Annotated in this window: 12 protein-coding genes, 5 tRNA genes and 1 riboswitch; of the genes, 12 read left to right on the top strand and 5 right to left on the bottom strand. The window is 55.8% G+C overall.

The features are described 5' to 3' along the window. Nucleotides 1–71 precede the first annotated feature (71 nt). Complete coding sequence (locus tag F8N44_RS24315; RefSeq protein ID WP_150652071.1) at nucleotides 72–581, bottom strand: 6,7-dimethyl-8-ribityllumazine synthase; 510 nt, start codon at nucleotides 579–581, stop codon at nucleotides 72–74. Nucleotides 582–684: 103 nt separating this feature from the next. Then, nucleotides 685–856, bottom strand: a riboswitch (FMN riboswitch). A 198-nt stretch (nucleotides 857–1054) separates the two neighbouring features. On the opposite strand from F8N44_RS24315, the gene ltaE reads away from it, so the two are divergent. The 8 genes from ltaE to F8N44_RS24275 all read left to right on the top strand — a co-directional run bounded on the left by ltaE (nucleotide 1055) and on the right by F8N44_RS24275 (nucleotide 7166). Further along, nucleotides 1055–2059 (top strand): low-specificity L-threonine aldolase, encoded by a 1005-nt coding sequence (gene ltaE, locus F8N44_RS24310; protein ID WP_150652070.1) that lies wholly within the window; start codon nucleotides 1055–1057, stop codon nucleotides 2057–2059. Between the two features lie 146 nt (nucleotides 2060–2205). Then, entirely contained in the window at nucleotides 2206–4824 is a 2619-nt protein-coding gene (alaS, locus tag F8N44_RS24305) for an alanine--tRNA ligase (protein ID WP_134176805.1), read from the top strand. Between the two features lie 90 nt (nucleotides 4825–4914). Next, complete coding sequence (locus F8N44_RS24300; RefSeq protein WP_008086083.1) at nucleotides 4915–6156, top strand: aspartate kinase; 1242 nt, start codon at nucleotides 4915–4917, stop codon at nucleotides 6154–6156. Nucleotides 6157–6343: 187 nt separating this feature from the next. Further along, on the top strand, nucleotides 6344–6532 hold the full coding sequence (gene csrA, locus F8N44_RS24295; protein WP_002554426.1) for a carbon storage regulator CsrA: 189 nt from the start codon (nucleotides 6344–6346) through the stop codon (nucleotides 6530–6532). Between the two features lie 62 nt (nucleotides 6533–6594). Then, nucleotides 6595–6685: transfer RNA gene (locus tag F8N44_RS24290), tRNA-Ser, on the top strand. A gap of 107 nt (nucleotides 6686–6792) precedes the next feature. Then, nucleotides 6793–6869, top strand: a tRNA-Arg gene (locus F8N44_RS24285). Between the two features lie 71 nt (nucleotides 6870–6940). Further along, nucleotides 6941–7017 (top strand) — tRNA-Arg (locus F8N44_RS24280). A 72-nt stretch (nucleotides 7018–7089) separates the two neighbouring features. After that, nucleotides 7090–7166, top strand: a tRNA-Arg gene (locus tag F8N44_RS24275). A gap of 19 nt (nucleotides 7167–7185) precedes the next feature. On the opposite strand, the gene F8N44_RS24270 is transcribed toward F8N44_RS24275, so the two are convergent. Continuing rightward, on the bottom strand, nucleotides 7186–7704 hold the full coding sequence (locus F8N44_RS24270; protein ID WP_150652069.1) for a cell envelope protein SmpA: 519 nt from the start codon (nucleotides 7702–7704) through the stop codon (nucleotides 7186–7188). Nucleotides 7705–8025: 321 nt separating this feature from the next. Here F8N44_RS24270 and mgtE point away from each other — a divergent pair, with 321 nt between their 5' ends. Further along, nucleotides 8026–9468, top strand: a complete 1443-nt coding sequence (gene mgtE / locus F8N44_RS24265) for a magnesium transporter (protein ID WP_007919330.1) — start codon at nucleotides 8026–8028, stop codon at nucleotides 9466–9468. A 113-nt stretch (nucleotides 9469–9581) separates the two neighbouring features. Here the strand turns inward: mgtE and F8N44_RS24260 are convergent, their stop codons facing one another. Then, a complete protein-coding gene (locus F8N44_RS24260) occupies nucleotides 9582–9908 on the bottom strand; it encodes an Arc family DNA-binding protein (protein WP_003178899.1) in 327 nt (108 codons plus the stop codon). Between the two features lie 390 nt (nucleotides 9909–10298). Between F8N44_RS24260 and phnN the strand changes: the two genes are divergently transcribed. Continuing rightward, complete coding sequence (gene phnN / locus F8N44_RS24255; RefSeq protein ID WP_150652068.1) at nucleotides 10299–10868, top strand: phosphonate metabolism protein/1,5-bisphosphokinase (PRPP-forming) PhnN; 570 nt, start codon at nucleotides 10299–10301, stop codon at nucleotides 10866–10868. On the opposite strand, the gene F8N44_RS24250 is transcribed toward phnN, so the two are convergent. Together F8N44_RS24250 and F8N44_RS24245 are read right to left on the bottom strand one after the other, a co-directional pair. Then, nucleotides 10843–11022 carry a PA3371 family protein gene (locus F8N44_RS24250; RefSeq protein WP_150652067.1) on the bottom strand — a complete coding sequence of 60 codons (180 nt, stop codon included), beginning with the start codon at nucleotides 11020–11022 and terminating at the stop codon, nucleotides 10843–10845. The genes phnN and F8N44_RS24250 overlap by 26 nt on opposite strands. Before the next feature lie 20 nt (nucleotides 11023–11042). After that, nucleotides 11043–11279 (bottom strand): hypothetical protein, encoded by a 237-nt coding sequence (locus tag F8N44_RS24245; RefSeq protein WP_150652066.1) that lies wholly within the window; start codon nucleotides 11277–11279, stop codon nucleotides 11043–11045. 293 nt (nucleotides 11280–11572) lie between these two features. On the opposite strand from F8N44_RS24245, the gene F8N44_RS24240 reads away from it, so the two are divergent. Together F8N44_RS24240 and F8N44_RS24235 are read left to right on the top strand one after the other, a co-directional pair. Beyond that, nucleotides 11573–11649, top strand: a tRNA-Arg gene (locus tag F8N44_RS24240). A gap of 157 nt (nucleotides 11650–11806) precedes the next feature. Further along, nucleotides 11807–12922, top strand: a complete 1116-nt coding sequence (locus tag F8N44_RS24235) for a YecA family protein (RefSeq protein WP_150652065.1) — start codon at nucleotides 11807–11809, stop codon at nucleotides 12920–12922. Nucleotides 12923–12953: the final 31 nt, after the last annotated feature.

The raw sequence follows: 12953 nt of genomic DNA, 5'->3' as shown, positions 1-12953 counted from the left end.
GTCAGTCCGCTTTCGCGAGCAAGCTCGCTCCCACAGGGGAATGAGTGAGACCAGAGATCTCACTCCTCGTGTTACACGGCTAGCGCACGCGGCTCTGTACGACGCAGCGCCCGAACCTTCTGCAGCGTATCCGCGCAAGTCCGCGCCGCTTCCTGACCCTTGTGCACAAAGTGCTCAAAGAAGAACTTCTGATGTTCTTCACCGGCATGGAAGTGATGCGGCGTCAGCGACACCGAGAACACCGGCACTTCGGTTTCCAGTTGCACTTGCATCAGGCCGCTGACCACCGACTGGGCAACGAACTCGTGACGGTAGATGCCGCCGTCCACGACCAGGGCTGCGGCGACGATGCCGGCATAACGACCGGTCTTGGCCAGCAACTTGGCGTGTAGGGGCATTTCAAAGGCGCCGCCGACTTCGAAGATATCGATGTCCGATTCCTGATAACCCAGGGCAATCATTTCGGCAACGAAGCCTTTACGGCTCTGGTCGACGATTTCCTTGTGCCAGCAGGCCTGGATGAACGCGACGCGCTCGCCATGAGGGTGTTTGCTTTTGCTGTCGATAGCGGTGGGTTGCATGTTCTGACTCCTGTTTGTGTGAAAAACAGGGCGTTATGAATCGAAAGGGATTCAAGGGTACGAACGCACGCAGGAATGCACGCGGACGGCCCTTTGGCGTTAATCCCGTTCTCTCTTCATCCGGACTATGACCGTCGGCCCCGGAATCACACCGGGTCTGCTGACCTTGCCGCCGATCACAGCCTTTGCCGTGTTCGTCGCCAAGCGCTCGCGGGCTATACGCATTGCGCGCAATTACCGCCGGTGGGGAATTGCACCCCGCCCTGAGAACGTTTTTGCCGCCCTTTTTCGGGCGGCGCAGCGTTTTTAACACAGATTGTGTGTCTGTGCATTGCGCCTTTCTGATGATTGCCATCGAATTTTTCGTAGGCTCAAAACGAAATTTCCTTGCGCAAGGGTTGATTAATCCGCGTCATGACCGCAGTAATCCCACTTCGTAAAGGGATTTCCCCTGCTGATTAGAGGCCAGGTTCATGAGTGTTATCGATCTTCGCAGCGACACCGTCACCCAACCGACTCCGGCCATGCTCGACGCGATGACTGCGGCGGACACCGGTGATGACGTTTACGGCGAAGATCCAACGGTTAATCGCCTGGAGGCCGAACTGGCCCAACGATTGGGTTTTGCCGCCGCTTTGTTTGTGCCGACCGGCACCATGAGCAACCTGCTGGGTTTGATGGCGCACTGCGAGCGCGGCGACGAATACGTCGTTGGCCAGCAGGCGCACACCTACAAGTACGAAGGTGGCGGCGCAGCGGTGCTGGGCTCGATCCAGCCGCAGCCGTTGGAAGTACAGGCGGACGGTTCGCTGGATCTGGATCAGGTCGCCGCAGCGATCAAACCAGACGACTTCCATTTCGCCCGCACCCGTTTGCTGGCGCTGGAAAACACCATGCAGGGCAAAGTGCTGCCGCTGGAGTATCTGGCCCGCGCCCGCCGCTTCACTCAGGATAAAGGCTTGCAACTGCACCTCGACGGCGCGCGCCTCTACAACGCCGCGGTCAAGCTAGGCGTCGATGCACGGGAAATCACTCAGTACTTTGATTCGGTGTCGGTGTGCCTGTCCAAAGGCCTCGGCGCGCCGGTGGGTTCGGTGTTGTGCGGTTCGGTCGAGTTGATCGGCAAGGCTCGTCGTTTGCGCAAAATGGTCGGCGGCGGCATGCGTCAGGCCGGACTGCTGGCAGCAGCGGGGCTGTACGCGCTGGATCACAACGTCGAGCGTCTGGCGGATGACCACGCTAATGCTCGGTTTTTGGCCGATGGTCTGCGTGAAGCAGGTTTCATCGTTGAACCGGTGCAAACCAACATGGTTTATGTGCAAATGGGCGACAAAGCCGAAGCGATCAAGGCGTTTGCCGGCGAACGCGGGATCAAGTTGAGCGCCGCTGCGCGTCTGCGCATGGTCACGCACATGGACGTCAATCGCTCGCAAATCGAGCAAGTGATCGCGACATTCGTCGAGTTTTCGCGCAAGTGACAGCGTTAGCCGTCCAATTGACCGTTTCTATCGTATAAACACGCTGTACCCCGCGCGCAGGGCCGATATAATGCGGCCCTTTGCCGTCGCTTCGTCTGTTGACGTTTCGAACAGGCCTTTGGCCGCAGCCTCCGTGGAAGAACCTAATGAAAAGCGCAGAAATCCGTGAAGCCTTCCTTCGCTTCTTCGAAGAGCAAGGCCACACCCGTGTAGCCTCCAGCTCTTTGATTCCGGGCAACGACCCAACCCTGCTGTTCACTAACGCGGGGATGAACCAGTTCAAGGACTGCTTCCTGGGCCAGGAAAAACGTGCGTACACCCGTGCGACCAGCAGCCAGAAGTGCGTGCGTGCCGGTGGCAAGAACAGCGACCTGGAAAACGTCGGTTATACCGCTCGTCACCACACGTTCTTCGAAATGCTCGGTAACTTCAGCTTCGGTGACTATTTCAAGAAGGACGCGATTACCTACGCGTGGACCTTCCTGACCGGCGTTCTGCAACTGCCGAAGGAAAAACTCTGGGTCACCGTCTACGCCTCCGACGACGAAGCGTATGACATCTGGACCAAAGAAATCGGTGTGCCGGTCGAGCGCATGATCCGCATCGGCGACAACAAAGGCGCGCCATACGCCTCCGACAACTTCTGGACCATGGGCGATACAGGCCCGTGCGGTCCATGCACCGAGATTTTCTACGATCACGGCGACCATATCTGGGGCGGCCCACCGGGCTCGCCGGAAGAAGACGGCGACCGTTACATCGAGATCTGGAACAACGTGTTCATGCAGTTCAACCGCACCGCCGACGGCGTGTTGCATCCGTTGCCAGCACCGTCGGTCGACACCGGCATGGGCCTGGAGCGGATCAGTGCGGTGATGCAGCACGTCAATTCCAACTACGACATCGACCTGTTCAAGAACCTGCTGAAGGCCTCGGCCGAAGCGATCGGTTGCGAAAACGGCGATCAGTCCTCGCTGAAAGTAGTGTCCGACCACATCCGTTCGTGCGGCTTCCTGATCGCCGACGGCGTGCTGCCGTCCAACGAAGGTCGCGGCTATGTGCTGCGTCGGATCATCCGTCGCGCCTGCCGTCACGGCAACAAGCTGGGCGCCACCGGCAGCTTCTTCTACAAGATCGTCGCTGCACTGGTTGCCGAGATGGGCGAAGCCTTCCCGGAACTGAAGAAGCAGCAGAGCAACATCGAGCGCGTGCTCAAGGCTGAAGAGGAGCAGTTCTCCAAGACCCTGGAGCACGGCCTGAAGATTCTCGAGCAGGATCTGCTGGAGCTCAAAGGCACCGTGGTGCCGGGCGATGTAGTGTTCAAACTCTACGACACCTACGGTTTCCCGATGGACCTGACCGCCGACATCGCGCGTGAGCGCAGCCTGACTGTCGACGAAGCCGGTTTCGAGCGTGAGATGGAAGCCCAACGTGTTCGCGCACGTTCGGCCAGCTCGTTCGGTCTGGACTACAACACCTTGGTCAAGGTTGACGTGGCCACCGAGTTCACCGGTTACAAAGACACCAGCGGTTCGGCAAAAATTGTCGCTATCTATAAAGATGGCCAGTCGGTCGACGTCTTGAATGAAGGCGAAGAGGCGGTGATCGTTCTGAATCAGACGCCGTTTTACGCTGAGTCCGGCGGCCAGATCGGCGACTGCGGCTTCCTTCAGGCGGGCAACGCGCGTTTCGACGTACGTGACACCACCAAGACTGGCGGCGCATTCCTGCACCACGGCGTGCTGGATTCGGGCAGCCTGACCATTGGCGCGCCAGTGGAAACCCACGTCGATGCCGAAGTGCGTCACGCGACTTCGCTGAACCACTCGGCCACCCACTTGCTGCACGCTGCACTGCGTCAGGTTCTGGGCGAGCACGTTCAGCAGAAAGGTTCGTTGGTCGATAGCCAGCGTCTGCGTTTCGACTTCAGCCACTTTGAAGCGATCAAGCCTGAGCAGATCAAAGCGCTGGAGGACATCGTCAACGCTGAGATCCGCAAGAACTCCGCTGTTGAAACCGAAGAAACCGACATCGAGACCGCCAAGAACAAAGGCGCGATGGCGCTGTTCGGCGAGAAGTACGGCGACAACGTGCGCGTGCTGAGCATGGGCGGCGATTTCTCCGTCGAGCTGTGCGGCGGTATTCACGCCAACCGTACCGGCGACATCGGCCTGCTGAAAATCATCAGCGAAGGCGGTGTGGCATCGGGCGTGCGTCGTATCGAGGCAGTGACCGGTGCTGCGGCACTGGCCTACTTGAACGCGGCAGAAGAACAACTCAAGGAAGCGGCCAGCCTGGTCAAGGGCAGCCGCGACAACCTGATCGACAAGCTGTCGGCTGTGCTGGAGCGCAACCGCCAACTGGAGAAGCAGCTCGAGCAGTTGCAAGCCAAGGCTGCCAGCGCTGCGGGCGACGATCTGTCGTCCTCGGCTCTGGACGTCAAAGGCGTGAAGGTTCTGGCCGCACGTCTGGATGGTCAGGACGCCAAGGCGCTGCTGGCGCTGGTTGATCAGTTGAAGAACAAACTCGGCCGCGCAGTGATCCTGCTCGGCAGTGTCCATGAGGAAAAGGTCGTTCTGGTTGCAGGCGTAACCAAAGACCTGACTGGCCAACTCAAAGCCGGTGATTTGATGAAACAGGCTGCTGCGGCAGTGGGCGGGAAGGGCGGTGGTCGTCCGGACATGGCGCAGGGCGGCGGTGTTGATGCCGGCGCACTGGATGGCGCATTGGCGCTGACCGTTCCATTCGTCGAGCAGGGTTTATAAGACGGTCCGTCGGGCCCGCAGTCTAGTGGCGGGCCCGGCGGCTGTTCGAGTGATTATTGGGCGCCCTTCATGGGCAGAGGCGGCTTTGAAATGGCTTTGATCGTACAGAAATTTGGAGGCACCTCGGTCGGTACTGTCGAGAGAATCGAGCAGGTCGCCGACAAGGTTAAGAAATTCCGCGATGCCGGCGATGACCTGGTGGTTGTGCTGTCTGCAATGAGCGGCGAAACCAACCGTCTGATCGATCTGGCCAAGCAAATCAGTGGCGACGGCCAACCGGTTCCGCGTGAACTGGATGTGATCGTTTCCACCGGTGAGCAGGTGACGATTGCCCTGTTGGCCATGGCGCTGATCAAGCGCGGTGTGCCGGCGGTGTCGTACACCGGTAATCAGGTGCGGATCCTGACCGACAGTGCGCACAATAAAGCGCGTATCTTGCAGATTGATGACCAGAAGATTCGTGGTGATCTGAAAGCAGGTCGCGTGGTAGTTGTCGCCGGTTTCCAGGGCGTCGACGAGCACGGCAACATTACCACTCTCGGTCGTGGCGGTTCCGACACCACCGGCGTGGCACTGGCTGCTGCGTTGAAGGCTGACGAGTGCCAGATCTACACCGACGTTGATGGTGTTTACACCACCGATCCGCGCGTTGTGCCGGTCGCTCAGCGTCTGGACAAGATCACCTTCGAAGAGATGCTGGAAATGGCCAGCCTCGGTTCCAAGGTGTTGCAGATCCGTGCGGTGGAATTCGCCGGCAAGTACAACGTTCCGCTGCGCGTACTGCACAGCTTCAAGGAGGGTCCGGGCACCCTCATTACTATTGATGAAGAGGAAACCATGGAACAGCCGATCATTTCCGGCATCGCTTTCAACCGCGATGAAGCCAAGCTGACCATCCGTGGCGTGCCAGACACCCCGGGCGTGGCGTTCAAGATTCTCGGCCCGATCAGTGCCGCGAACATCGAAGTCGACATGATCGTGCAGAACGTCGCGCACGATAACACCACCGACTTCACCTTCACTGTGCACCGCAACGACTACCAGGCCGCACAGACCGTGCTGGAAAACACCGCTCGCGAGATCGGTGCCCGTGAAGTTGTAGGCGACACCAAGATTGCCAAGGTCTCGATCGTCGGCGTCGGCATGCGTTCCCACGCAGGCGTGGCCAGTCGCATGTTCGAATCCCTGGCAAAGGAAAGCATCAACATCCAGATGATCTCGACTTCGGAAATCAAGGTTTCCGTGGTTATCGAAGAGAAGTACCTGGAACTGGCTGTGCGCGCCCTGCACACGGCTTTCGAACTGGATGCTCCGGCCCGTCAAGGCGAGTAATTCCGTTTCTTGAAGGGCGCGGTCTGACCGCGCCCTTTATTTTTTGAATGGCGCGAGCCCTGAACTGTTCTTTTGCTCGCGCTGGTCAATACTCAGGCATGTAGGGCTACGATCGCTCCGGTTGTAGGTCGGGTGCCTTTTTTTTGCAGACTGTTGTCCCTGAACTGAATTGCGTGAGGAGAAAGGTATGCTGATTCTGACTCGTCGGTGCGCAGAAAGCCTGATTATCGGTGATGGCGAAATCACCGTGACCGTGCTCGGCGTCAAAGGAAACCAAGTGCGTATCGGCGTCAACGCCCCGAAAGAGGTTGCTGTGCACCGTGAGGAAATTTACCTGCGTATAAAGAAAGAGAAGGACGAAGAACCAAGCCATTAATTTTTATCGATTTTTATGTTTGCAAACGGGGAAAAGGTTGGTTAAGATACGCCCCGTGTTGCGGAGAGCTGGCCGAGTGGCCGAAGGCGCTCCCCTGCTAAGGGAGTACACCTCAAAAGGGTGTCGGGGGTTCGAATCCCCCGTTCTCCGCCATTATTTGCTTAGTACGTCGTAATCTGGCTTTTTCTGTAAGTTGTTGAAATTAATAGAAAAAGTGGTTGGAATAGAGATTAGACGGGCTATAATGCGGCGCAACAAATGCACTCGTAGCTCAGCTGGATAGAGTACTCGGCTACGAACCGAGCGGTCACAGGTTCGAATCCTGTCGAGTGCACCATTTAAGAGTTAGTTACAGCGATGTAAATAACTCGGCTTCAACCAGATGTGATCTGGTCTAAAAACACAAATGCACTCGTAGCTCAGCTGGATAGAGTACTCGGCTACGAACCGAGCGGTCACAGGTTCGAATCCTGTCGAGTGCACCATTTAAGAGTTAGTTGCAGCAATGCAGATAACTTGGCTTCATCCAGTTGTGGTCTGGGCTAAAAACACAAAATGCACTCGTAGCTCAGCTGGATAGAGTACTCGGCTACGAACCGAGCGGTCACAGGTTCGAATCCTGTCGAGTGCACCATATACCGAAAAGCCCGCGTTTATCGCGGGCTTTTTGCTGTCCGGGATTTGGCTTTTGCCTTCACGCATCCCCTCTCATCAAAATCTATTTGAGCACTACGGCCTCGCTTGAGGTCGTATCGATAGCTGGTCGTCGATGTTCGAGTATTCACCTTGTCCGGTTTGCCTAGCGCGCTTTCGACGTCTTGTTGGTTCATGCCGGCAATGACGCGCCGATTGATGATTGCTGCGCGCCGTTGCCTGGCGTCGATCAGATTTCCACATTTGTCTTCGGTGTGGCCAACGATGCCTGGTTCGCGGCCTTTGGTTGTCATGCCGGATATTTCTTCATGGTTGTGTTCCGGCATCACTGCTACAACTGATCCGGGTGAGTAGGGGTGGACTTCCTGTGCTGAGCGTTGCTCACCTTGTGCACAGCTCATCGAGGTGAACGTGATGCTGCCATCGGCGGCTTCGCAGCGATGGAGGGTGAGGGCGGCTCCGGTAGGCGGCAGGCAGAGCAGGCTAGTGAGTACGAGGTGGGATGGTTTCAATGGCATTCGGCGTCCTCCATGACGATCTACGCTCAAGGGTAGACGCTACATTTTCGAGTGTTGGTGTGTTTTCTTTTCAGGATGAGTCGTCGCATGTGCAGGGATCAGGACAGTGCTCAGGTTTGTTTCGCAAGCGCTTGTTTCGACCGTGATTTTTTAACGTTTTAAACCGTCAGGCGGTGTATCATTGCGCCCGTCAGCCCCGCCGGGGCTTATGGAAAACCTCCATGGACTTACCCAGTAGTTACTCAGTACCCCGTTTCACCAATCATGAATTGACTGATTGATCCTTCCGGCGTGCCCCGCTGCTGGGAGTGGAGTTCGCCTATGTCTGAAATCGAAGTAAAGAAAACACAAGAAAGCCTGCAGGATCGCCTGGCTCAGGTCGTCGAGCTGCTGCAGCGTCAGCGGGTCGTCGAAGACCTGACTCATCGCCAGGAAGGCGCGCATCACGACCGCGTCGAAAATCTGGTTCACCGGCAAAATCTCGTCGAGTTGCAGCGCAAACTCGATGATCTGCACTCAGCCGACGTCGCCTACATTCTTGAAGCCTTGCCGCTGGACGACCGTCTGACACTCTGGCAACTGGTCAAGGCTGATCGCGACGGCGACATTCTTCTTGAGGTATCCGACTCCGTTCGTGAAACGCTGATCGCCGACATGGATGATCACGAACTCCTCGCTGCTGCCAAGGACATGGACGCCGACGAACTTGCTGACTTGGCTTCCGAGCTGCCGCGAGACGTCGTTCATGAGTTGATGGAGAGCCTGGATAACCAGCAACGTGAACGCGTCCGTTCGGCCCTGTCTTACGACGAGGAGCAGGTCGGCGCATTGATGGACTTCGAGATGGTGACCATCCGTGAGGATGTCAGCCTCGAAGTTGTTCTGCGTTATCTGCGTCGCCTCAAAGAGCTGCCGGGTCATACCGACAAGCTGTTCGTCGTCGACTACGACGGGGTGCTCAAAGGTGTGCTGCCGATCAAGCGCCTGCTGGTCAATGATCCGGACAAGCAAGTTGCCGAGGTGATGGCCAGCGATCCGGTGAGTTTCCATCCGGACGAAGATGCCTACGACGCTGCTCAGGCGTTCGAACGTTACGACTTGATCTCGGCTCCGGTGGTCGACAAGAACGGCAAGCTGATTGGTCGTCTGACCATTGACGAAATGGTTGACCTGATTCGTGAAGAAAGTGAGAACGAAGTTCTCAACATGGCCGGTCTGCGTGAAGAGGAGGACATCTTCGCCTCGGTCTGGAAGTCTTTACGCAACCGTTGGGCATGGCTGGCGATCAACTTGATCACTGCGTTTGTCGCGTCGCGAGTGATCGGTCTGTTCGAGGGGTCGATCGAGAAGCTGGTAGCGCTGGCAGCGCTGATGCCGATCGTGGCCGGTATTGGTGGCAACTCCGGTAACCAGACGATCACCATGATCGTTCGCGCCATGGCGCTCGACCAGGTAAGCACCGGCAATACTTCGCGCCTGATGCGCAAAGAGCTGGCGGTAGGCCTGATCAATGGCCTGGTCTGGGGCGGTGTGATTGGTGTAGTTGCTTATCTTCTCTACGGCAGTTGGTCGTTGGGTGTGGTAATGACAGCGGCTATGACGCTCAACTTGCTGTTGGCGGCGTTGATGGGAGTATTGATCCCGATGACCCTGGCGAAAATGGGGCGCGACCCGGCCATGGGTGCGAGTGTGATGATTACCGCGATGACCGATAGTGGCGGTTTCTTCATCTTCCTCGGGCTGGCGACAATCTTCCTGCTCTGATCTGCTGCATCGAAACAGCCCGCCTTTTGGCGGGCTTTTTCTTGTCTGCGAAAACTCAAAATTCGCGCAAAAAAAAGCCAGCGGTTAAGCTGGCTTGAGGTGTTCGGTGTGGCTCAGGACGCGTCTGCTGCCATTTCGGCGTCATGGGCAATCAAGGAAACCAGAGCGTTCTGCTGGCGGTGAGAAAGCTGACGGAAACGTTGCAAGAGCTCACGCTCATGCAGCGAAAGTTCCGGGCTGTCCAGGCGCATGCTCAGCTCTTCGCCCAGTGCACCTTCCTGAATAAGACTCTGCTCAAGGCGCGCAATGATCTCGGAGTTCATGCTGCGATGATGATTGCGAGCCACCTCGGCAATGCGTTCACGCATTCCGTCTGGCAGACGTACGACGAACTTGTCAGCCGTACGGCTGGAATAAATTGCCTGTTTCAATGGGCGCATATATTTAACCGGTTAGTTCAGGGGAGCGGTTCTCGGGATTGGCCGCAGGATGTGTGGTAGGACAAGCATCCGCGCCAAATGGTTCAACCTGAATTGTTAAGAGGCCCGCATCATGCCTCAAAATTGCCAGATCATTGGCGTCAATTCTGTGACAAATATTGAGCTGGGTAAAGGCGTAATGCCAGCACCAATTATCAGAAATGCGGACTGGTTGGAAATCTTCGCCTCTGTCCACATCCTTTGCCGCTTCCTGCGGTACATCAATTGATGTCCGCAAGCATCAGAACGTGCATGCTATGTGGGTTCTGCATCCTTGTTCCTTATCTGTACAGGATAGTGGCAAATTGCCGATTTACTAGTGGCAGACACCTGCCGGAGGGCGTTTTCAGGATGGATGGCAAGCTTATTTATTTGATGGGGCCGTCCGGTTCGGGCAAGGACAGTTTGATTGACGCTGCACGTGAACCACTGCAGGCAATGAACTGCGAGATCATGCGGCGGGTTATTACTCGATCAGCCGAGTCGATGGGCGAGGATGCGGTAGGTGTGACGCCCGAGGAATTCGAGAATCGTCAGCTCGCTGGCGATTTTTCGCTGGCTTGGCATGCTAACGGTCTTGCGTATGGAATACCGATTGAGATGAATCATTTGTTGGCAGCGGGGCGACATGTGCTGGTCAACGGCTCCCGCGCAAACCTTCGCCAAGCGTTGGATCGCTACCCGACGCTGGTCCCTGTTCTATTGACGGTAAATGACGAGGTTTTGCGAGAGCGTCTTCTTCGACGAGGTCGGGAGACACTTGAACAGATAGAGGCCCGACTTGGCCGCAACGCCCTGTTCAAGGACAGAAGATCAAGCGATGAGTCGGTACATGTAATCGACAATTCGGGCGACTTGGCGGACGCGGTGAATCAATTGCTGGATGTGATCCGGTTTAACGCAGTACCGGGTCGAACTTGATTTTGCGACCGGCGATCAGTGCCAGGACAAACAATACCGAAAACACGCTGCAAGCAAGCAGTGGCAGGGTGATAACGGTGTCTTCGAACAGCGAAAAATGCATAACGCCACTCATAACGGCAAGAATCAGAAATCCTGCGGCTGACTTTGACATGCTGTACTCCTGAAGATATTTCAAAAAACCAGGCGGTCGATCATTTGGAGGGGCTGGGCTTGCTCTCGGGTGGTGACAGCTCTTGGAGCAAGGCTGTCTTTATCGGTAAGAACTGCCAATTGGGGTTGCCTCTGCACTTGCAGGTAATGCGGCATACGTTGGGCTAGCGATTTCTGGGTGGTGCTTTCAGACATAAAGTGAAAGCTGGCCAAAATCGCCAATGCGGCGGTGTTTGCAAGTAAGAGGGTGATATTCATGAGCGGCGCTCCGATTGTTCTTCTATAGAACAGACAAAGCAGCCGTCGTGCCAACAGTCTAACCGCTGTTTAGTCCTTTAAAAACAAGGATTTGAGAGCTTTTTTGGACTTGCAGGGCTTGCAATCTGCATTGGTGGCGTTTTAAGAGCGTGCAAAATGCACGGTAAAACTTCCCGCAGTATTGCGGTGTGCATGCCTACACTTAATATGGCTACGGATGACATGACAAATCAGGACTTGGCCGTTAACATGCAGGCCGTCCGTCACGCAGCGTCTGCTCGTGACAATCCTGTGTCTCAGTAGCTCAATTGGATAGAGCATCCCCCTCCTAAGGGGAAGGTTGGCAGTTCGAACCTGCCCTGGGACACCATAAAATCAAGGGCCGTAGCCTTGTTTAGCAGTTCCCTCTTCCGTTCATGGGTGCAGGATGGGTGCAATAAGCAGGCTGCGGATTAGCAAACCTCACGCGCGATAGAGCGGTGGGGTTTTTTTATGCGTTCAATTCCGCGATTTCGCTAGGAAGGAAAATGGTAAAGCTCGGAAGAAACGAAAAATGTTGGTGCGATTCAGGCAAAAAATACAAAAAGTGCCACCTTGCTCGGGAGTCGGCGGAGCCTCATAAGCCATGGGATCTTAGCGCTACTCATCGGAAGCATTTCTCAAAGAAGCTGTGCTCCGCTCCCGATCTTTTCCATGATCAGTGCTCCGGTTCAATCATTGCCGCACATACCGTTCCTCGTTCTGGAAGCCTGAACCAAATTGCGGATGATGGGCACGTTCTGTCTTTCATGCCGTCTTTAGAGGGGCTTATCAAACACAACGGCGCTTTAAAGCCCGAGAAGGTGGGCGTCCGTCGCGCCTCTACATTCAGCGGATTTTGCTCGACGCACGACGACAGTCTCTTCGCGCCGGTTGAGAAGAGTGTTTTTGTCGGAAGTCAGGAACAGTGCTTCCTGCTGGCGTATCGCGCCTATGCCCGAGAGATTTATACAAAGCGAGCTGCAGCGGAGCAGGCTGAACTTTATAAGGATCTCGACCGCGGGCGTACACCAGAGCGCCAGGTTGAAATTCAGACGTTTGCGCGCCTTCATGGCGCAGGAATTAACGCAGCTTTACGTGATATTCAGATTCATAAGGCGCGCTTTGATCGATGCTTAACCACTGGAGATTATGCTTCAGTCCGCTCATACATAATCGAATTGGACCAGGCACCACCGGTGATGTGCAGCGCCACCTATGCGCCAAGCGTGGACTTTTGGGGAAGGCAGCTACAGGATATGGCCGATGTTGATCTAGTGCCTGAGCTTATGAGTGTTACTTCCTTCTTTGGGGGAGAGAAGGGGCAGATAGTTTTTTCGTGGATGGTCGAAGATGACAGATGCTGCATGGCGTTGATCAAAAGCCTGGAGCAGATCGATGATGTTGACCTATCCACTAAACTTGTCGCCTATTTCTTCGACCATTTTGAGAATGTGTTCGCGTCTCCGATCTGGTGGGACGGCTTAGGCAAGCCGAATCAAAATGCTTTAATCGAGCGAATGATTGGCGAAGTAGGAGTCATGTTCGGTCTTGTGCCTAGCGTTAAATCGCCGTTCAAAATACCGCCATGGACTATTTCGAGAAGATACCGAGTTGGCTTCTAAGCGGTATCACGGATGCGCAGTACAGTGGTGG

The organism is Pseudomonas fluorescens (assembly GCF_902497745.1).
Classification (GTDB): domain Bacteria; phylum Pseudomonadota; class Gammaproteobacteria; order Pseudomonadales; family Pseudomonadaceae; genus Aquipseudomonas; species Aquipseudomonas fluorescens_BM.
This window is presented reverse-complemented; position numbering and strand designations above follow the sequence as displayed.